19 protein-coding genes and 2 pseudogenes are annotated in these 21,447 nt (G+C 30.5%); 20 read left to right on the forward strand and 1 reads right to left on the reverse strand.

Features of this window, described 5'->3' with window-relative positions:
- Positions 1–92: 92 nt before the first annotated feature.
- The 8 genes from gatC (at position 93) to AJN60_RS03210 (ending at position 6,405) form a co-directional block, all read left to right on the forward strand.
- Positions 93–377 carry an Asp-tRNA(Asn)/Glu-tRNA(Gln) amidotransferase subunit GatC gene (gatC, locus tag AJN60_RS03175; RefSeq protein ID WP_070243269.1) on the forward strand — a complete coding sequence of 95 codons (285 nt, stop codon included), beginning with the start codon at positions 93–95 and terminating at the stop codon, positions 375–377.
- A 65-nt stretch (positions 378–442) separates the two neighbouring features.
- A complete protein-coding gene (locus AJN60_RS03180) occupies positions 443–1,006 on the forward strand; it encodes a CvpA family protein (protein ID WP_002882168.1) in 564 nt (187 codons plus the stop codon).
- Position 1,007: 1 nt separating this feature from the next.
- Entirely contained in the window at positions 1,008–1,481 is a 474-nt protein-coding gene (locus AJN60_RS03185; protein ID WP_002854230.1) for a Fur family transcriptional regulator, read from the forward strand.
- Positions 1,482–2,987, forward strand: a complete 1,506-nt coding sequence (lysS, locus tag AJN60_RS03190) for a lysine--tRNA ligase (RefSeq protein ID WP_070243268.1) — start codon at positions 1,482–1,484, stop codon at positions 2,985–2,987.
- Positions 2,984–4,228, forward strand: a complete 1,245-nt coding sequence (locus AJN60_RS03195; protein WP_070261167.1) for a serine hydroxymethyltransferase — start codon at positions 2,984–2,986, stop codon at positions 4,226–4,228. Before lysS ends, AJN60_RS03195 begins: the two co-directional genes overlap by 4 nt.
- Positions 4,225–4,770, forward strand: a complete 546-nt coding sequence (locus tag AJN60_RS03200) for a DUF1882 domain-containing protein (RefSeq protein ID WP_002870803.1) — start codon at positions 4,225–4,227, stop codon at positions 4,768–4,770. Before AJN60_RS03195 ends, AJN60_RS03200 begins: the two co-directional genes overlap by 4 nt.
- A 13-nt stretch (positions 4,771–4,783) precedes the next feature.
- Positions 4,784–5,620, forward strand: a complete 837-nt coding sequence (locus AJN60_RS03205; RefSeq protein ID WP_070285868.1) for an SPOR domain-containing protein — start codon at positions 4,784–4,786, stop codon at positions 5,618–5,620.
- Entirely contained in the window at positions 5,617–6,405 is a 789-nt protein-coding gene (locus AJN60_RS03210; protein WP_002870805.1) for a shikimate dehydrogenase, read from the forward strand. Before AJN60_RS03205 ends, AJN60_RS03210 begins: the two co-directional genes overlap by 4 nt.
- 51 nt (positions 6,406–6,456) lie before the next feature.
- Here the strand turns inward: AJN60_RS03210 and AJN60_RS03215 are convergent, their stop codons facing one another.
- Positions 6,457–7,356 carry a membrane lipoprotein lipid attachment site-containing protein gene (locus tag AJN60_RS03215; RefSeq protein WP_070285869.1) on the reverse strand — a complete coding sequence of 300 codons (900 nt, stop codon included), beginning with the start codon at positions 7,354–7,356 and terminating at the stop codon, positions 6,457–6,459.
- A gap of 89 nt (positions 7,357–7,445) precedes the next feature.
- On the opposite strand from AJN60_RS03215, the gene lgt reads away from it, so the two are divergent.
- The 12 genes and pseudogenes from lgt to AJN60_RS03275 all read left to right on the forward strand — a co-directional run bounded on the left by lgt (position 7,446) and on the right by AJN60_RS03275 (position 21,421).
- Positions 7,446–8,261, forward strand: coding sequence for a prolipoprotein diacylglyceryl transferase (lgt, locus tag AJN60_RS03220; RefSeq protein ID WP_002854600.1), 816 nt, complete (start codon positions 7,446–7,448; stop codon positions 8,259–8,261).
- 68 nt (positions 8,262–8,329) lie between these two features.
- Positions 8,330–9,112 (forward strand): fumarate reductase cytochrome b subunit, encoded by a 783-nt coding sequence (locus tag AJN60_RS03225; RefSeq protein ID WP_002854660.1) that lies wholly within the window; start codon positions 8,330–8,332, stop codon positions 9,110–9,112.
- Positions 9,096–11,087, forward strand: a complete 1,992-nt coding sequence (locus AJN60_RS03230; RefSeq protein ID WP_002861159.1) for a fumarate reductase flavoprotein subunit — start codon at positions 9,096–9,098, stop codon at positions 11,085–11,087. The genes AJN60_RS03225 and AJN60_RS03230 overlap by 17 nt, the downstream gene beginning before the upstream one ends.
- Complete coding sequence (locus AJN60_RS03235) at positions 11,080–11,805, forward strand: fumarate reductase iron-sulfur subunit (protein WP_002854302.1); 726 nt, start codon at positions 11,080–11,082, stop codon at positions 11,803–11,805. The genes AJN60_RS03230 and AJN60_RS03235 overlap by 8 nt, the downstream gene beginning before the upstream one ends.
- 27 nt (positions 11,806–11,832) lie before the next feature.
- Positions 11,833–14,019: a dynamin family protein gene (locus AJN60_RS03240; protein WP_052858566.1), complete on the forward strand. Its 2,187-nt coding sequence runs from the start codon at positions 11,833–11,835 to the stop codon at positions 14,017–14,019.
- Positions 14,009–15,838 (forward strand): dynamin family protein, encoded by a 1,830-nt coding sequence (locus AJN60_RS03245; protein WP_070285870.1) that lies wholly within the window; start codon positions 14,009–14,011, stop codon positions 15,836–15,838. Before AJN60_RS03240 ends, AJN60_RS03245 begins: the two co-directional genes overlap by 11 nt.
- Positions 15,838–16,542 (forward strand): tetratricopeptide repeat protein, encoded by a 705-nt coding sequence (locus AJN60_RS03250; protein ID WP_002865878.1) that lies wholly within the window; start codon positions 15,838–15,840, stop codon positions 16,540–16,542. The genes AJN60_RS03245 and AJN60_RS03250 overlap by 1 nt, the downstream gene beginning before the upstream one ends.
- Positions 16,543–16,677: 135 nt before the next feature.
- Positions 16,678–17,406 (forward strand): gluconate 2-dehydrogenase subunit 3 family protein, encoded by a 729-nt coding sequence (locus tag AJN60_RS03255; protein ID WP_070285871.1) that lies wholly within the window; start codon positions 16,678–16,680, stop codon positions 17,404–17,406.
- A gap of 1 nt (position 17,407) precedes the next feature.
- Positions 17,408–19,129 (forward strand): GMC family oxidoreductase, encoded by a 1,722-nt coding sequence (locus AJN60_RS03260; protein ID WP_002872556.1) that lies wholly within the window; start codon positions 17,408–17,410, stop codon positions 19,127–19,129.
- Positions 19,130–19,216: 87 nt separating this feature from the next.
- Positions 19,217–19,998: pseudogene (locus tag AJN60_RS03265) on the forward strand (hypothetical protein).
- A 191-nt stretch (positions 19,999–20,189) separates the two neighbouring features.
- Positions 20,190–20,930: pseudogene (locus AJN60_RS03270) on the forward strand (Cj0814 family flagellar-dependent secreted protein); the annotation flags it as partial.
- A 125-nt stretch (positions 20,931–21,055) separates the two neighbouring features.
- A complete protein-coding gene (locus AJN60_RS03275) occupies positions 21,056–21,421 on the forward strand; it encodes a hypothetical protein (RefSeq protein ID WP_070285873.1) in 366 nt (121 codons plus the stop codon).
- The last annotated feature ends 26 nt before the right edge of the window (positions 21,422–21,447 follow it).

The following is a 21,447-nucleotide window of genomic DNA, read 5'->3' on the forward strand; positions in this document are numbered from 1 at the left end:
TGTATCATATAAATTGCAAAATATCCTAAACAATTTAAAGCTTTTTATGATATAATTTTCAAAATTTTAACTTTTTTATTAAGGTTTAAGAAATGCAAATAGATGAGAAATTATTAAGCAAGCTTGAAAAATTAAGTGCTTTACAAATAACAAAAAACAGAAATGAAACCATTGCACAGTTAAGTGAAATTGTGAATTTTGTTGAAAAATTAAACGAACTTGATTTAAACTCCCAAGAGATTACTGTGAGTACTATAAAAGGTGGAGCTCCTTTGAGGATTGATAAGATAAGAAATAGCAATGTTATTGATGAGGTTTTAGATTGTGCTCCAAAAAAACAAGAACATTTTTTTGTTGTTCCTAAAATAATAGAATGATTAACTTAGCATTTAGTGCTTATTTGTAGAATAAATTTAAAACAAAAAATCAGAGAGTGATTGAAATGAATTTTTATTGGTTTGATGCTTTTATTTTAGGATTTACCTTGCTTTTAGGGCTTAAGGGTATTATCAATGGTTTGATAAAAGAAATTTTTGGACTTTTGGGTATTATTGGTGGTGTTTTTATTGCTTCAAAATATGCAACTCAAGCAGCTGAATTTATACAAAGTACTTTTTATAAGATAGAAAATCAAAGCTTAGCTGGATTTGCTGGATTTTTAGCCATATTAATTATTTTTTGGATAGTTTGTTTATTGGTGGGTAATTTTCTTTCTAAGTTGATTAAATTAAGTGGCCTAGGTTTTTTAGATCGTATTGGTGGCTTTATATTTGGCGGAGCAAAAATCTTTTTAATTTTTGCAATTTTGGTTTTTTGTGTAGCAAGAATCGATTTTTTAAATGATAAATTAGATAATTTTGCTAAAAATAGCTATACTTTAAATTTACTTAAAGAAACGGGATCTTTTATTATGAATCAACCTTTAACAGAAAATAGTCTAGATCATGCTAGTGAAAAGTTGCAAGATATTGTAAGTGATTTAAACAATACTCAAAAAGGGGAGTGATATGCTGATAGAAAATGTGGAATATGATGTTTTACTTGAGAGGTTTAAAAAAATATTAAGACAAGGCGGACTTAAATATACTAAGCAAAGAGAAGTGCTTTTAAAAACTCTTTATCACAGTGATACTCATTACACACCCGAAAGTTTATATATGGAAATCAAACAAGCTGAACCTGATTTAAATGTAGGAATTGCAACTGTTTATCGTACTTTAAATTTGCTTGAAGAAGCAGAAATGGTAACTTCCATTTCTTTTGGTTCAGCAGGTAAAAAATACGAGCTTGCCAATAAACCTCACCATGATCATATGATATGTAAAAATTGCGGAAAAATTATAGAGTTCGAAAATCCTATTATAGAAAGACAGCAAGCCTTGATTGCAAAAGAACATGGTTTTAAACTTACAGGGCATTTGATGCAGCTTTATGGTGTTTGTGGCGATTGTAATAATCAAAAAGCAAAGGTAAAAATATAAATGTTTGATAATATTTTAGAGCAGCAAAGAATAGAAAAAGCTAAAGAGTTAAAAAAATTAGGGATTAATCCTTATCCTCATTTTTTAGAAAAAGAAATGTCTTTAAAGACTTTTAAGGATAAATTTTCTTATATTTTAGAGCAAATTGAAAAAAGAGATGAAAGTGTCAATGCTGTTGTTGCAGGACGTTTGAAACTTTTGCGTATAGCTGGGAAATCGATTTTTGCAAACATTGAAGATGAGGATACAAATTTACAAATTTATTTTAGTAGAGATAGCGTAGGTGAAGAACTTTATACGATTTTAAAAAAGAATTTAGAGGTGGGTGATATTGTTTTGGTTAAAGGTTTTCCTTTTGTAACTAAAACAGGTGAGTTTAGTTTGCATGCAAGCAAAGTAAAACTCGCTACAAAAGCTATTGTTCCTTTACCTGAAAAATACCATGGATTAACAGATATTGAGCAAAGATATCGCAAACGTTATGTTGATATGATAATGAATGCAGAAGTTAGAAAAGATTTTTTAGTGCGTTCTAAAGTGGTGAGTTTGATTCGTCATTTTTTTGAAAATAAAGGCTTTTTAGAAGTAGAAACTCCTATGATGCATCCGATTGCAGGTGGAGCAAACGCTAAGCCTTTTATAACTTTTCATAATTCTTTAGGTGTAGAAAGATTTTTAAGAATTGCTCCAGAACTTTATCTTAAAAGACTTATAGTGGGTGGTTTTGAAGCGGTTTTTGAAATCAATCGTTGTTTTAGAAACGAAGGTATGGATTTAACTCATAATCCCGAATTTACAACTATAGAATTTTATTGGGCTTATCATAATTATAAAGATTTAATGGATTTAACTGAAGAACTTTTTGCTTTACTTTTGGATAAACTTAATTTAGGAAAAACAATAGAATTTGATGGAAAAATGATAGATTTTTCCAAACCTTTTGAAAGAATAACCTATAAAGATGCACTTTGTAAGTATGGTGGTTTAGATAGGGATTTAATCGAAGATAAGGAAAAAATTCTTACTAAATTAAAAGCAGATGGTTTTGAAGCGAATGAAAAGCTTGAACTTGGACATTTACAAGCTGAACTTTTTGACAATTATGTGGAAGAAAAATTGATCAATCCTACTTTTGTGATTGATTTTCCTATTTCCATAAGTCCTTTATCAAGACGTAGTGATGAGGATTCTCAGATTGCTGAGAGATTTGAGTTGTTTATTTGTGGAAGAGAATTGGCAAATGGTTTTAATGAGCTTAATGATCCTCTTGATCAATATGAGAGATTTTTAAAACAAATTGAAGCTAAAAATGCAGGCGATGAAGAGGCTTGTGAAATGGATGAAGATTTTGTAAATGCTTTGGGTTATGGAATGCCCCCAACGGCAGGGCAGGGCATAGGCATAGATAGACTTGTTATGCTTTTGACAAACAAAAAATCTATTCGAGATGTGATATTGTTTCCTGCAATGCGTCCATTAAAATCAGAACTAAAGGAGAAGGAATGAGTTTAGAAATGTTTGATAAAGAAATTTTTGATTTAACAAACAAAGAGTTAGAGCGTCAATGTGAAGGTCTTGAAATGATAGCGAGTGAAAATTTCACTTTACCTGAAGTAATGGAAGTTATGGGAAGTATCTTGACAAATAAATACGCAGAAGGTTATCCGAGTAAAAGATATTATGGTGGTTGTGAATTTGTTGATGAGATTGAAACTCTAGCCATTGAAAGATGTAAAAAACTTTTTAATTGCAAATTTGCTAATGTTCAGCCTAATTCGGGTTCTCAAGCTAATCAAGGTGTTTATGCGGCTTTGATTAATCCAGGTGATAAAATTTTAGGAATGGATTTAAGTCATGGTGGACATTTAACTCATGGCGCAAAAGTAAGTTCTTCAGGTAAAATGTACGAAAGTTGTTTTTACGGTGTAGAACTTGATGGAAGAATTGATTATGAAAAAGTAAGAGAAATTGCTAAAAAAGAAAAGCCAAAACTTATAGTTTGTGGAGCTAGTGCTTATGCAAGAGTGATTGATTTTGCTAAATTTAGAGAAATTGCCGATGAAATAGGTGCTTATCTTTTTGCTGACATAGCTCATATTGCAGGCCTTGTTGTAGCAGGGGAGCATCCAAGTCCTTTTCCGCACGCTCATGTAGTAAGCTCAACTACACATAAAACTTTGCGTGGTCCAAGAGGTGGTATTATTATGACAAATGATGAAGAGCTTGCTAAAAAAATTAATTCTGCGATTTTTCCAGGTATTCAAGGTGGTCCTTTGATGCATGTAATTGCTGCAAAAGCAGTAGGATTTAAATTTAATCTTAGCGATGAGTGGAAAGTTTATGCAAAACAAGTAAGAACCAATGCTCAGGTTTTAGCTAATGTTTTAATGGATAGAAAATTTAAACTTGTTAGCGATGGAACAGATAATCACCTTGTTTTAATGAGTTTTTTAGATCGTGAATTTAGTGGAAAAGATGCAGATTTAGCTCTTGGAAATGCAGGTATTACTGCAAATAAAAATACCGTTCCAGGAGAGATTAGAAGTCCTTTTATCACAAGTGGATTAAGACTTGGAACTCCAGCCCTTACTGCCAGAGGTTTTAAAGAAAAAGAAATGGAAACTGTGTCAAATTATATTGCAGATATTTTAGATGATATTAATAATGAAAAATTACAAGAGAATATTAAACAAGAATTAAAAAAACTTGCAAGTAATTTTATTATTTATGAAAGGGCTATGTTTTGATTTCACCAATGGATATGTCGCTAATTAAAATAATTGGCGATCATTATTATATAAGACGCGATAAAATTGTAAATAAAACTACACATAGAGGTCGCTTATTTTTTGATAAATTTGAAAGAGTTGATGCTCCTTTAAATTTAAATGTCATGAGAGAACACGCTGCTAAAAAAATTGTTGTCGCTCATGATTTAATAACAAAAGATAATAAAGTAGAAAATATTGTCTTTGATTATAATGGTTTTAATGCTGAAAGATTTTATCACCGTGCACAACTTATTTTAAGAGAAGAAGGTTTTATAAATTTCACAGCCTATAAGACTAAAACTCCAGGACATTTACATCTTTATATTCACAAAGGACACACGGCGTTAAACGAAGGTTATTCTTTAGCGTCTAAACTTTCAATGATGTTTGCAAGTAAAATGCCAGTAGAATGGAAGGTGTTTCCTAGTATGGATGTACCTAGGGAATTTAATATTTTAATATTGCCTTATGAGGTTTATCAAAAAGAACGAGGAAGTTCTTGGTCTAAGCACATGTAAGAAAGGACAAATTATGGAAAATCAAAAAAATGAATTTGATGATATTATTTTAGAAAAAAGTAATAAAAGTGAAAAAGTAAAAAAAATTCTTTTACGAGTTATTGCTTTAGTTATTTTGTTTTTAGCTATCATGATAGTTATGAAACTTATTAATGGTAGTGGTGATGAAAATACGCAAAATCAAAGTGTATTACCAAGTGAACCTATAGCAACTCAAGACAATAACAATGATACTTCTTTTGAAAGTATGCCAATTACAGATAATACTTCAGCAGAAGATCAATTTGAGGCATTAAGAAAACAATTTCAAGATGAACAAAATACAACTCAAAATACAACAACCTCTAGTTCAAATAACAATGATACTACAAATTTTGCTATGCCTGATCAAGAAGTTCCAGCAGAACCAACAGCAACTACTTCAGAAAATACCACTCCGCAAGCAAGTGCTCCCAAACAAGAAGTAAAACAAACTGCAAAACCTAAAGAAGAAGTAAAAAAACAAACAGCTGTAAAAAAAGAAAAAGAAAGCACAAAACAAACTCCTAAAAAAGAACAAAATGCAAATGATTTATTTAAAAATGTTGATGCTAAACCTGTACATCCAAATGGTTTAGCATCGGGTATTTATGTGCAAATTTTCTCAGTAAGTAATTTGGATCAAAAATCAAAAGAACTTGCTTCTGTAAAACAAAAAGGTTATGATTATAAACTTTATAAAACTACAGTTGGAGGTAAAGAAATTACTAAGGTTTTAATAGGACCATTTGAAAAGGCAAATATTGCAGTAGAACTTGCTAAAATCCGTAAGGATATTGCAAAAGATGCTTTTTCTTTTACTTTAAAATGAAATTTTTAGCAGTTATAGGCGATCCTATTTCTCACTCTAAATCGCCTAGAATGCATAATAATGCTATTAAAGCCTTAGGGCTTGATAGTATTTATACACGCTATCATTTAAGAAATGCTAACTGTTTAAGAGAAGATTTTTTTAAATTAGGACTTAGTGGAGCTAATATTACTTTGCCTTTTAAGGAAAAAGCTTTAGATATTGCTGATGTGAAGGATGATTTTGCTAGAAATATTGGCTCTGCAAATACTTTATGCTTAAAAGAAGACAAAATTTACGCTTATAATACTGATGCTTTAGGTTTTTTAGAAGCTATTAAGGATTTTGATAATATAAAAAAAGCTTTGATTTTAGGTGCTGGAGGTACAGCTTTGGCACTTGCTTATACATTAAAACAAAAAGGCATAGAAGTGTATATAGCTAATCGCAGCAAAGAAAGATTTAAAGATTTTTTAGCTTATCGAACTTATCTTTATAAAGACTTGCAAGATTTTGATTTTGATTTGGTTATAAATTCAACTTCTGCTGGATTAAAAGATGAAAATTTACCTTGTGATAGGGAGCTTTTAGGTAGAATTTTACCTAAAGCTAAATTTGCTTTTGAGGTAATTTATGGCAGAGAAACACCTTTTTATAGATTGTGTAAAGAGTATCATTTAAAAATTAAAGATGGACTTGATATGCTTTTATGGCAAGGGGTTTTTGCTTTTGAGCTTTTTTTTGAAATACAAGATAAAAGAGAGATGATAAAAAATGCAATGCAACAAGCATTGATTTTAAAGTAGAATGATAGTTATTTTTTTGTATGAGAAAATTTAATTTTCTCACAAGTTTTATCATTCAAATATTTCTACCCCATCTTGATTTTTACTTTGATTATTTTGATTTGTTGAAGATGGATTTGTAGGAATATTTTGCGTAGGTGTGTTTTCAATTGTATTATTTTGATTAAAATTTGTTTGAGGTAAGCTTTCTTCAAAGATAGCATTGCCATCGAAACTATTAAAACTACTGTTTGTATTAGGTATAGTTTTGCCTATGTCTGTTGCTTTTGGAAGATTGTTATAAAGTGTATTTAATGTATTTTTATAAAAAGCTAAAAAACTTTTATCAATTTCAAAAGCAGGTTGCTCCAAACCTTTATTGAGTTGAGTTGGTACGGTGGAGATAGTAGTTTTAAACATATTAACCCCATCATCATTTTTAATAGGATAGTTAAGCGCAACTAAAGAATCCAGTTTGGTGCTGCTTGAAAGATTGGTTGAATTTTGTGGATTGTGTGCATCTATAAAATCTATTTTACCTTTAAAATTTATACCTAAATTGGATTTTACATAATCTCCACTCATAAAATTGCTTGTTTTTTGTGCATTTTTTTCTTCTGTATAAATACTGATTGAACTTTTAAGAGTGTAGTCTGGATTAGTAGTAACTATTTTATAGCCTTTTAGTTGAGCGATGGTTTTGATCTGCTCTTCTAAATTTTGTTTTAAAAGATCAATTTCTTTTTCTATGCGAATTTTAAGCACTGAATTTTCAAAATAATCAGAATAATTATTATTTTGTTCTATATTAATAGGCTCAAGAGCAATGCTTACTCCAGAATCAATAGGTTCAACCTTTGTTGGAACTTGGGGTTTAAAATTTGGCATAGAAACATTGACAAAATTACTACTTGTGCCTCCACAAGCTGCTAAAATTAACATACTGCTAGCAAGTAAAATATATTTTTTCATTTTTTACCTTTATTTAATGTGTTTGTGTTAATTATAGCAAGTTAAAGTTTTTTTGTTATATTTTTATAAAAGAAAATTAGGAAAGATATATGGAATTTTGGCAGCATATTTATTCAAATTTTAATGTTATAGCTTTTAGCATCTTTGGTTTAAAGGTGCATTGGTATGGCATTATGTATGTTATAGCTTTGCTTTTAGCTTTGCTTTTAGCTAAATTTTTTGTAAGAAAATTTCAACTAGACATTAATGAAAAACATTTGGATAGTTATTTTATATGGGTTGAAATAGGGGTTATTTTAGGTGCAAGGCTTGGATATATTTTGATTTATGATGCAAATACTATGTATTATATTACTCATCCTTGGCAAATTTTTAATCCTTATATTAATGGTGAATTTGTAGGTATTCGAGGTATGAGTTATCATGGAGCAATTATAGGATTTTTGATAGCCACTTTATTGTTTTGTAAAAAATATAAAACAAATCCTTGGATTTTTCTTGATTTGGTTGCTTTAAGTGTTCCATTGGCTTATGTTTTTGGTCGTATAGGAAATTTTTTAAATCAAGAGCTTTTTGGTCGCATTACAAATGTGCCTTGGGGAATTTATGTTGATGGAGTATTGCGCCATCCATCGCAACTTTATGAAGCATTTTTAGAAGGTATTGTTGTTTTTATTATAGTTTATTTAGCAAGATTTAAGCAAAGTTTTCAAGGGGAATTGATTCTTGTGTATGCTGGTGCTTATTCATTGGCAAGATTTATATGTGAATTTTATCGCGAGCCTGATTTTGGTATAGGTTTTGTTTTATGGGGTATGAGTATGGGGCAAATTTTAAGTTTTATAATGTTTATAACAGCTTTGTTAGTTTATATTTGTATAAAGTTTAAAAAAGTAAATATTTAATCTATCTTAAAGACTTTTGTAATATAATGAAATGGATTTTTTTAATTTCTTTTTACAAAGGAGTAAAGATGCGTGAGCTTATCGAAGGTTATTTGGGTAAGAGCATTGAGGGCAAAAAAAGTAAAATGCCTGCGAAATTAGACTTTATCCAAAGTGCCTCAGGGCTTTTTTTAGGTCTTTTTATGTGGGTGCATATGCTTTTTGTTTCTACAATTTTAGTCAGTGAGGATTTTTTTAATTCTGTGGTACATTTTTTAGAATTAAAATTTGTTTACGATAATCCTGTTATGAGTTATCTTACTTCATTTTTAGCCGCCTGTGTTTTAGTGGTTTTTTTCGTTCATGCTTTACTTGCAATGAGAAAATTTCCTATTAATTACCGTCAGTATCAAATACTAAGAACACACAGTAAAAAAATGAATCACAGCGATACTTCGTTATGGTGGGTTCAAGCTTTTACAGGTTTTATTATGTTTTTCTTAGGTTCTGCTCATCTTATTTTTATTGTAACCAATGCAGATAAAATCAGCGGCGATATGTCAGGAGATAGGGTTGTAAGTCATTTTATGTGGCTTTTTTATGCTGTTCTTTTAGTCTGTGTTGAACTTCATGGAAGTATAGGGCTTTATAGACTTTGTGTTAAATGGGGTTGGTTTGAAGGAAAAAATGTAAAAGAAAGTCGTAAAAAGCTTAAAACTGCTAAATGGATAATCAGTATTTTCTTCCTAGTTTTAGGTGTGTTAAGTCTTGCAGCATTTATAAAAATAGGTTATGAAAACTACCAAAATCAAACCCAAACTACTGCGATGATAAAAAACTACAATGGAGCAAATTATGAATATACAATATAGTGATGCTTTAGTAATAGGCGGAGGATTAGCAGGTCTTAGAGCGGCTATTGAAGTAGCAAAGAGTGGCCAAAGTGTAACACTTTTAAGTATTTGTCCAGTGAAGCGTTCTCACTCTGCAGCGGTGCAAGGAGGTATGCAGGCAAGCTTAGCAAATGGGGCAAAAGGTGAGGGTGATAATGAAGATCTTCACTTCGCAGATACAGTAAAAGGAAGTGATTGGGGCTGTGATCAAGAAGTAGCAAGAATGTTTGCTCAAACTGCACCAAAAGCAGTGCGTGAACTTGCGGCTTGGGGTGTGCCTTGGACTAGAGTTACTAAAGGTCCAAGAACTGTTGTAATCAATGCACAAAAAACTGTGATTGAAGAAAAAGAAGAAGCGCACGGGCTTATTAATGCTAGAGATTTTGGTGGAACTAAAAAATGGAGAACTTGCTATATCGCAGATGCAACAGGGCATTGTATGCTTTATGGTGTAGCAAATGAAGCTATTAAACATCAAGTAAAAATTATTGATAGAATGGAAGCAGTAAGAATTATCCATGATGGTAAAAAATGCTTAGGTGTGATCGCTAGAGATTTAACTAATGGACAACTTATTGCTTATATTGCAAGAGGAACCATGATAGCAACAGGGGGCTATGGTAGAATTTATAAGCAAACTACAAATGCGGTAATTTGCGAAGGAACGGGCGCAGCCATCGCTCTTGAAACAGGGCTTTGCAGACTTTCAAATATGGAAGCAGTGCAATTTCATCCAACTCCTATTGTACCAAGCGGTATTTTGCTTACCGAAGGTTGTCGTGGTGATGGCGGAATTTTGCGTGATGTGGATGGATATCGTTTTATGCCTGATTATGAACCAGAGAAAAAAGAACTTGCAAGCCGTGATGTGGTAAGTCGTAGAATGATGGAGCATATTCGCAAAGGCAAAGGTGTAAAAAGTCCTTATGGGGATCATTTATGGCTTGATATTTCTATATTGGGTCGTGCTCATGTGGAAAAAAATCTCCGCGATGTACAAGATATTTGCAAAACTTTCAATGGTATTGATCCAGCAGATGAAGGTCCAAAAGGTTGGGCGCCAGTTCTTCCAATGCAGCATTATTCTATGGGTGGAATTAGAACTAAACCAACAGGTGAAAGTCAATGGTTAAACGGACTTTTTGCTTGTGGAGAAGCAGCTTGCTGGGATATGCACGGATTTAATCGTTTAGGTGGAAATTCATGTGCTGAAACTGTTGTAGCAGGTATGATAGTGGGAGATTATTTTGCAGATTATTGTAAAAATAATGGTGAAGTAATTGACACAAATGTAGTAAAAGACTTCTTAACTAAAGAGTATCAATATTTAAAATCTTTAGTAGATAAAGAAGGTAAATATAATGTTTTTGAAATCAAAAACAGAATGAAAGAAATCATGTGGGATAAGGTGGCCATCTTTAGAACAGGTGAAGGTTTGAAAGAAGCAGTAGATGAACTTGAAAAACTTTATAAAGATTCTCAAGACGTTAAAGTACATTGTAAAGAACTTGATTGTGCAAATCCAGAGCTTGAAGAAGCGTATAGAGTGCCAAGAATGTTAAAAATAGCACTTTGTGTAGCTTATGGAGCGCTTTTAAGAACAGAAAGTCGTGGGGCGCATTATAGAGAAGATTATCCAAAAAGAGATGATTTAAATTGGATGAAAAGAACCAATACTTTTTGGGTAGAAGGCGAAACCTTACCACGCATAGAATACGAAGAGCTTGATATTATGAAAATGGAAATTCCACCAGCATTCCGTGGATATGGAGCTAAAGGAAATATTATAGAAAATCCTTTAAGTGAAAAACGCCAAGCTGAAGTGGATGCTATCCGTGAAAAAATGGAAGCTGAAGGCAAAGGTCGTTATGAAATTCAAAACGCTTTAATGCCTTATGAATTGCAAGCTAAATATAAAGCACCAAACCAAAGAATAGGAGTTGATTATGAGTAGAAAATTGACAATAAAGGCATTTAAATATAATCCTTTAAGCAAAATTTCTAAACCACATTTTGTGACTTATGAGCTTGAAGAAACTCCTTTTATGACAGTTTTTGTATGTTTGACTTTGATCCGTGAAAAAATGGATGCGGATCTGAGTTTTGACTTTGTTTGTCGTGCAGGGATTTGCGGATCTTGTGCAATGATGATTAATGGAGTGCCAAAACTTGCTTGTAAAACTTTGACTAAAGATTATCCTGATGGAGTGATAGAGCTTATGCCTATGCCTGCATTTAGACACATTAAAGATTTAAGCGTGAATACAGGCGAGTGGTTTGAAGATATGTGTAAACGTGTTGAAAGCTGGGTGCATAATGAAAAAGAAACTGATATTTCTAAACTTGAAGAACGTATTGAGCCAGAGGTTGCGGATGAAACTTTTGAACTTGATCGTTGTATAGAGTGCGGAATTTGTGTAGCTTCTTGTGCAACTAAACTTATGCGTCCAAATTTCATAGCTGCTACAGGACTTTTAAGAACAGCTAGATATTTACAAGATCCGCATGATCATAGAAGTGTGGAAGATTTTTATGAATTAGTAGGCGATGATGATGGTGTTTTTGGTTGTATGTCATTGCTTGCTTGTGAAGATAATTGCCCTAAAGAATTACCTTTGCAAAGTAAAATTGCTTATATGAGAAGACAACTTGTCGCTCAAAGAAACAAATAAATCTTTCCCCTTTTTAAGGGGAAGATTATGAAAGAATTATTCCAAAAAATTTGGCAAAATGAACTCCAATTTTTAAATTTTGATGCTAAATTTCAAGATAAAAGCAAACTTGATACGGCCGAGTGTGCGATTATTTTAAGTGTCAATAAAGACAATTATGAAAGATATTTTCTCTTAAAAGAATTTCAAGAGCTTTGTAAAAAAATTGATTTAAGAGTGGATATTTTTAGTATACAAAATGCTCAAATTTGTATTTTAAATCTTTTTAAATCAGGTTTTGTTCCAAAGCAAGATTTGCTTAAAGCTTTGAAAATTTTAGAAAAAATTTCAAAAAATACTGAAATGCTTGATTTTATTTCACAAGAAAAAGTTCAAAGTATAGATCAAAAAGCTTTATTTCAAAATGATTTTAAAGAATTAAACACCATTAATTTAGAGCTTCAAAAGCTAAGTTTTGATGAAAATTTAAAATCAAGACTTCAAAAAACTTTGGAAAAATTTCAAAATTTAGAGTTTAATATAGCCATCACTGGCGTGATGAATGCAGGAAAATCAAGCCTTTTAAATGCTCTTTTAAAAGAAGATTTTTTAGGCGTTTCAAACATACCTGAAACAGCTAATTTAACAGTATTAAGTTATGGTAAGAGCGAAGAAGCAAAGATATATTTTTGGGATAAGAAAGAATGGCAAAATATACTTGAAAGTTCGCACTTTAATGCAGATTTAAAAGAATTTATTGACAAGCTGGATAAGAGTGTAAATATAGAGGATTTTATCAAAGATAAACCTTTAATACAAAATATCGCACTTTGTGAGCTTAAAAATTTTAGTTCAGCTAAAAATAAAATTTCAGCTTTAATTAAAAAAATAGAAATTAAAAGTCATTTAGATTTTTTAAAAAATAATATTTCCATAGTTGATACTCCAGGGCTTGATGATGTTGTAGTTCAAAGAGAAATTGTTACAAATGAGTATCTTAGAGAAAGTGATTTTTTAATTCATTTAATGAATGCTTCTCAAAGCTTGACTCAAAAAGATGCAGACTTTTTGGTGTATTGTCTTTTAAACTCAAGGCTGAGTAAGTTTTTAATTGTTTTAACTAAAGCGGATTTGTTAAGCAAAAAGGATTTAGAAGAAGTTATTGTTTATACCAAAGAAAGCTTAAAATCAAGACTTGTGGATTTAGATGAAAATTTGGTGGAAAAGATTGATTTTTTATGTGTGAGTGCTAAAATGGCAAGTGATTTTTATAAGGGTTTAGCGCCTAAGGAGAGCTTGCAAAAAAGTGGTATGCAAGAATTTGAAAACTATCTTTTTAATGAGCTTTATGCAGGAGAAAAAAGTAAGATTGCCTTAAGAGCTTACAAAAAAGAATTGCATTTAGAGCTTAAAAATATTCTAAGCGAATATGAAATGCAAAATCGTCTTATTAAGGAGAATAAACAAGGTGTAAGTGAAGAAAATCAAAAGCTTTTACTTGAACTTCAAAAGCAAAACACCTTATTAAAAGAAGCACAAGATGAAATTTCAAATTCCATTGCAAAACTTAAAAATATAGATAGTGGCATAGATAATCTTGTTTTACTTTTGGCTAAAAAATTAAAAGAACGCTTGATAGATGAGTTTAAATATTTAAAAAATAATGCACAAAAGCTTAATCTTTCTCGTATTTTAAATATAGTTGATATTACCACAAAAGATGGAATTAATGATATTTTAAGAGAAATTAAATTTGAAAATATTAAAAAAATCGAGGAGCTTAAAACAAATTTATCTTTAAAATATGATTTTTTAAAAGATGATTTTGATAATGGTTTTGAAGGTTTTAAAGATGGAATTTCAAAAAATATAGATAGTATTTTTCAAAGCGAAAAATTTGCACTTTTAAGATTGAAAATTGAAAAATTAAGCAATCTAAAATCAGATTTATATGAGCTTGAAACGAATTTAGATACGGTTATTTTTGATACTTTTAAAGAATTTAAAATGAGCGAAATTTTAAACTCTTTAAATATCAATGGAGCATTTTTTGAGTTTTTAAATGATAAATTAAAACATTATGAAAAAAATCAAAAATCAAAATTAGAAAGTCTTGAAAAAGTTTTACAGAGTCTGAAAAATCAAGATGCTAATATTTTAAATTCTTTTGAAGAAAATTTAGAAAAAATTGAAAAATTAAAACAACTTGAAATGGGGCTTTTAAATGCAGATTAATCTTTTAAATGATTTTATAAAAGCCTATGAAAATACTTATAGTGTGAGTTTTGATGATAGTTTTAAAGGGCGTATTCAAGAGCTTTGTAAGGAACTTAACGAGCCTTTTATGCATGCAAGTTATGCTTTAGAAAATGAATTAAAAGAGCTTGTGTTTTCTTTGGATAAGAATGTTAATATCGCTATTATAGGGCAGTTTTCAAGTGGTAAATCAAGTTTGCTAAATTTGATCTTGGGGTGTGATTGTTTGCCTACGGGTGTTGTTCCTGTTACTTTTAAACCTACTTTTTTACGCTATGCAAAAGAATATTTTTTAAGAGTAGAATTTGAAGATGGAAGTGATATTATCACAAATATAGAAAAATTAGCCTTTTATACAGATCAAAGAAATGAAGTCAAACAAGCAAAAAGTTTGCATATTTTTGCACCCATTCCTTTACTTGAAAAAATCACTCTTGTAGATACTCCAGGTTTAAATGCAAATGAAAATGATACTTTAACAACTCTTGATGAGCTTAAAAATATTCATGGGGCGATTTGGTTAAGTTTGATTGATAATGCAGGCAAAAAAAGTGAAGAAGATGCTATAAAAGCAAATTTAGAACTTTTAGGAGAAAATAGCATTTGTGTATTAAATCAAAAAGATAAATTAAACACAGAAGAGCTAGATAATGTTTTAAATTATGCAAAAAGTGTATTTTTAAAATATTTTGATGAGCTTATTGCCATTTCTTGCAAAGAAGCTAAAGATGAGCAAAGCTATGAAAAATCTAATTTTCAATCTTTACTTGATTTTTTAACTCAGCTAGATACAACAGCTTTAAAAGAAAAATTTGTTAAAAGAAAAATTTTAAATTTATGCGAAATTTTAGAAGATGAAAACCAACTTTTTGTAGGTATTTTTGATCGTTTATTAAATCAATTTCAAAGTTATGAAAAGCATTTACTTTTAGTGTACGAAAATTTTTTAAAAGAGATTGAAATTTTAAATCATCAGATTTTAGAACAGCTTAAAAGTATTAGCGAAAGAATTTCTAGTGAAATTTTTGCAAGTGTTAAGGAAAAAGATGCTTATTTTTATAAGGAAAGCAAAGGATTTTTAAAGAAAGATTTATACATAAGATATGATTATAAAGTGCCTTATATTTCAAGCGACGATGCTTTTTTGGCGATGTTTTATAATAGTGATGTGATGAGTAAAGAGTTTAAAAAAATCAAAAATGAACTTTATAAATCTTTTGAAGAAATCAAGATGAAATTAAAAGATTTTATAAACATACTTGAGAGAGAAATTTTGCTTTTTAAAGCAGAATTTTCAAACATACAAAAAGATCACATTTTCCAAAGCGATAAAAATTTTAGTGAATTAAGAGCTTTTTGCAATGCAAGTGATGAGTACTTTTTGAAAGATTTTAAGGAGCTTTTATTTAAAAGTATTTTAGAGCTTGATTTATTTTTTGAAAAATTAAATCTTAAGGCTTTTACAAATTATGAAAATGCTACGAAACTAAGCCTTGCATTTTTTAGTCGTAAAATCAATGAAAGTCGTGTTCTTTATGAGCTTGATAGTTCTGAATTTGTACTTTTTTATCCTAAAAAAAGCGAAATTTATGAAAGAGTTTTAAATGAATTAAATGTTTATGAGTTTGAAACTTTGCTTATTAATAAGCCTATTTTGACAAAAATTGCAAAAAATTTTTTAGAACAAAGTCAAAATTTAATCCAAGAAAAAAATAAATTTTTAGATCTTAAAAAAGCAGAACTTCAAAAAAGAAGAGCACAGATTTTAAATGTTAGAGAAAATATAAAGGAAGATTGATGAGAATATTTTTAGCTTTATTTTTATTTTTTAATTCATTATTTGCATTAAGTGAATTAGAAGAGGGTTTAAAACTTTACGAGGCAAATAAATTTGATAAAGCTTATGAAATTTTTAAGAATCTTTGCGAAAAAGATATTTCTAAAGCTTGTTTTTCTTTAGCTTTTATGCATGAAAGTGCTAAGGGTGTGAGTAAGGATTTAAATCAAGCTTATAAATTTTATGATAAAGCTTGTAAATTGGGTTTAGCAAATGCGTGTTCTAATATGGCTTTGCTTTTGCAAAATCAAGGTTATAAAAATGAAGCTCTTTTGGCTTTTAATAAAGCTTGCACTTTAGGAGAATCGTTAAGTTGTAATAATATAGCTTTATTTTATGAAAAAGAAAAAGATGGACAAATGGCCTCAAGTTTTTATAAAAGATCTTGTGATTTAAAAAATGCAAGAGCTTGTTATCAGTTAGGATCTTTATATGATAAAGGAGAGCTTGTTAAAGCAAGTGTAAAATCTGCTCTTGCTTTTTATTCTAAATCTTGCACTTTAGGTTTTGGTGAGGCTTGTTATTTGCTAGGACGCTATAATCAACTAGAAAAACAAGATCTAACAAAGGCAAAAAGATATTTTGGTATGGCTTGTGATCAAAAACATCAAGAAGCTTGCGCAGCTTATAAAGAACTTAATTCTAAAGATATAGAGCTTTATTAAAAGTTCTATTTTTATTACTTTCAAAGATATACTTAAATAAAATTAAGAATAACACAAAATTTATCGCTTTTTAAAGTTAAATTTATATTAATAGGACTAATATAGTCTTGTTTAAATTATTATCAAGGAGAAGTAATGCAAGACAATATTATTGATCGCAGAAGCTTTTTTAAACTAGGGCTTCTAGGTGGTTCTGTAGTAGCAGCTAGCACTATAGGTGGCGGTGCTGTTTTAAAGGCAGCAGAACTTACGCATTCGCATCAAGCTTCACAAGGGAAATCAAATAAAGTTAGAGGTAGAATGTTTTTTCAAACTCAAACTGAATTTGATACCTTAAGTGCAGCCTGTGAAAGAATTTATCCTAAAGATGAGCAAGGAGAAGGAGCTATGGGTTTAGGCGTGCCTTATTTTATCGATAATCAGCTAGCTAGTGCTTATGGTTATAACGATAGAGAATATATGCAAGGACCTTTCATAGAGGGTAAAGCTGAACAAGGTTATCAAACCCCTATGCAACGCAAAGATATTTTTTTAGAAGGCGTGCATGCTCTTGAAGAAAATGCTCAAAAGCGTTATAAAAAATCTTTTTCTTTGCTTAAAGGTAGAGATCAGGATAAAATTTTAAGCGATTTTGAAAAAGGAAAAATTCAAACTACAGGTTTTAAATCTTCTTATTTTTTCATACTTTTAAGAGATATGACAGTAGCTGGAGTTTTAGCTGATCCAATTTATGGCGGAAATGATAATAAAAATGGTTGGAGAATGATGCAATATCCAGGCGCACAAATGAGCTATGTGGATAAAATTGCAAGTGATGAATTTTTTAACATTGAACCTATGAGTTTAGCAGATATGGAGAGTTAAAATGGCTGAAGTATTAAAAAAAGTAGATGTGGTAACAGTTGGAGCAGGATGGACTGGAGGTATAGTGGCTGCAGAGCTTACTAAAGCAGGTTTGAATGTACTTAGTTTAGAACGCGGACATATGCAAAGTACTGAAAATTTTAATTTTATCCATGATGAGTGGAGATACGGGATTAATTATGGTTTGATGCAAGATTGCTCAAAAGACACTGTGACTTTTCGCCATGATCCTAGTGGTTTAGCCTTGCCTTATCGTAAAATGGGTTCGTTTTTATTGGGTAATAATGTTGGCGGTGCAGGGGTACATTGGAATGGTTGGACTTTTAGGTTTATGCCTTATGACTTTGAAATTCAAACCCTAAGCAAACAAAGATATGGTAATAAATTAGGTAATGATTATACCTTGCAAGATTGGGGTGTGACTTATAAGGATATGGAGCCTTATTATGATAGATTTGAAAAAACCTGTGGGGTATCAGGTGAGCCAAATCCTTTAGCGGAAAAAATGGGAGCTTTTAGATCCAGTCCTTATCCACAAGAACCTCTTGAAAATACTAAAATGCTTAAACGATTTGAAAGTGCAGCAAAAAGTTCAAATTTACACACTTATCGTTTGCCAGCTTCAAATTCTAAAGGTGGCTATACAAACCCTGATGGTCAAGATTTAGCTCCTTGTCAATACTGTGCGTATTGTGAGCGTTTTGGTTGTGAGTATGGCGCAAAAGCAAGTCCTTTAAACACAGTAATTCCAAAGGCTATGAGCACAGGTAAATACACCATACGCACTTATAGTAATGTAACGCAAATTCTTAAAAAAGACGGAAAAGTAACAGGGGTAAAATTTGTCGATACTAGAACGATGAAAGAGTATATCCAGCCTGCTGATATAGTTGTACTTACAAGTTATATGTTTAACAATGCTAAGCTTTTAATGGTAAGCAACATAGGTGAGCAATACGATCCAAAAACAGGTAAAGGAACTTTAGGTAGAAATTATTGTTACCAAATGAATATGGGCACAACAGCTTTCTTTGATGAGCAATTTAACACCTTTATGGGTTCAGGTGCTTTAGGAACTACGAGTGATGATTTTAACGGAGATAATTTTGATCATTCTAAGGAAAAATTCCTTCATGGAGCTATGATTTATAGCGTTCAGCTTGGAACTCGCCCTATACAATCAGCCCCACTTCCAGCAGGAGCTCCAACTTGGGGTGCCGAATTTAAAAAAGCATTAAATTATAATTTCACAAGAGCTATTACCGTAGCAGGACAAGGTGCTTCTTTGCCTCATAAGAATAATTATTTAAGTCTTGATCCAACTTATAAAGATGCTTTTGGTATGCCACTTTTACGCTTAACTTATAATTTCACCGATCAAGATAGAGCTTTGCATAAATTTATCACAGATAAAACAGCTGAGGTAGCAAAAAGAATGCAAGGAGTAAAATCAATCAAAAAAGGCGCTTATCTTAAGGATTATAGCGTTGTGCCTTATCAATCTACTCATAACACAGGTGGAACAACAATGGGTGCAGATAGAGAAACTAGTGTGGTTAATACTTATTTACAACACTGGGATGCGGATAATCTTTTTGTTGTAGGAGCAGGAAATTTCCAACACAATAGTGGATATAATCCAACTGATACTGTGGGAGCTTTGGCTTATCGCTGTGCTGAAGGTATTTTAAAATATCATAAAAGTGGAAAAAGCTTAGCTTGATAATAACTTGAGAGTTTTTGAAAACTCTCAAGATTATAAATTTTTAATTTTTTTCCGATATAGTATATAATATCAAGGAAGGCAAAAATGATTAATGGTGTAAATTTAAATTATAATTATAACACTTCAAATTTTAAGCAAGATAAAAATATTGATTTTAAAATCAACAAACACGGAGTAGCCGTTATAACAGGAGAAGGTGCTTTGTCTTATCGTGGAAAAAATTTGAGTATAATCCTAAAATATTCGGACTTGATAAAAGTATTAGCAAAAAAGATATACAAGAATTTAATAACTTTATGAAGTCAAATGCTTTAAAAGATCCAAATAAAATAGAAAAATCCCCTTTAAAAGATTTTAATCCTGCTTATACAAAATGGGACCCAACTACGGAGAAAATGATGTTAGGTTTTTTTGTTTCTTATTCTAAGATGTTTCATTTGGGCTACGACATCATCAAAAAAGCCGATGAATTTTATAAAGAATTTGACGCACTTATAAGTAAAGATTTAAGCTTAAATGAGTTTAAAACTAAATACATAGATTTTAAGCAAAGACACGATGAATTTGTGAAAGAATACGAAATGGCTATGGGTGATAAAATGTTGCTTTCTAGTGATGATGAAATTATCACTCAACAAAGTGAAAAACCCTTCAAAGCCATTCAAGGCGAAAGTAAAAACAAAGAAACTTACAAAGATGATAGCACAAGAAACGAACTTGTAAAAAAACTATTAGAAGGTAAATTTAGCACTAGTAAAGAATTAGAACTTCTTTTTGGTATGAAATTTAGCGATGATGATGCAGGAGAATTTAACAAAATCCTTTCTTCAAATTCTGCACCAAAAAGTATAGATATTAAGGCTTGAAAATGCAAAAATTTAAATTTTAAAAAGGATAAAAAATGATAGGCATTAACTCAACTTTCAATAATCCCTTTGTTAATCTTAATATTAACATTAAAAACAATAATAACTCTTCCTTAAATTCAAACACTTCAAATAATAGTGTAAAAAATCTATAAGATGCCCAAGACACTACTAAAACAAATAATAAAGTTTTAGGTTATGAAGTAGATAACGAGGGTTATTTTACAAGTGAATTTAATAAAGCAGCAGGAATTCCTGAGGATATAAAAATTCATTCTAGCACTATGGAAAGCTTAGTAAAAATATCTACGAATGAAAAAAATCCATTAAGAGCTTTTGAGAGTATAGACATTGCTAAAACCGTAGGAAATGCCTATAAAATTTTAAGTCAAGTTGTAGGCGAAGATGTGCTAAATTCTAAAGATAACTTTAACTTAGAAGAGATAGCCAACTTCCCACAAGGCTATGAATTTAATCGCCAAACTATGCAAGTAATGAAAATTTATAATTCTGCTACGGATTATTTAAATGCTGATATAGATTTTGATTATGAAAATACAACTGATACAAAAATAAACAAATTGTTTTTTAATACTACTGAAAATCTTATGAAAGGAAATTCTGCCACAGATATTTTTAATAATAATAATGGCGGTGAAGAAAATATTAATACAGGCGTATTTTTTGATACGACACCAAGCAAATACACTAATAAAGATGGCACTATTACTAAAGGTGGGCTTTTAGTAGCTATTATAAATGAGAATATCTATACTAGAGAAGGAGAGGCTACGCGTCAAGGAAAAACCGAAGGCTTTGATAAGTCTATGAGTGGTGAAGAAGTCAAAAAAGCTTGGAATGATAGAAACTATAATTTAAAGTTAGATAAAAATAGTATAAGTTCAAGGTGCGGGTATTGTCGATACAAATAATGAAAATATAGAATTTACACCTTTAATTGAAATAATGCAAAAAGAGCAAAAAGAATTAATAAAATACTTACAGAGAAAACAAAAAATTGATATAACAATTTAAATCACATTAAAAGGTAAAAAATATGAATACTATAAATTCGAGTTTAAGCATTTTTGGAATAAGCACAACAAATAACTGGAATTTTGGCGATAAAAATACCGCTCAAATTCCAAATGATAAAAACAAGTCAAATGTTGCAAATTTAGATGAACTTCTAAAATCTTACAAAGATTATTATGATGAACTTACAAAAGAAATTCCTATCGCTAAAGGCTCTATACAAGATCAGATTTTAAAGGGTGAATTAAGCCAAGAAGATTTTAAAGAAATTGAAGATTTTAAAGCACAAAATAAAGCTTCGGTGCATTGGTTGGATGAAGACTTACAAAAAGAATATGTAAAAATTTATCACACAAGTATGAGTGTAGAAGAATTTAAACAAAAATGATTAGATCTTCAAGCCAAACACGAAGC

This window comes from Campylobacter sp. BCW_4323 (assembly GCF_001763115.1).
GTDB classification, from domain to species: domain Bacteria; phylum Campylobacterota; class Campylobacteria; order Campylobacterales; family Campylobacteraceae; genus Campylobacter_D; species Campylobacter_D jejuni.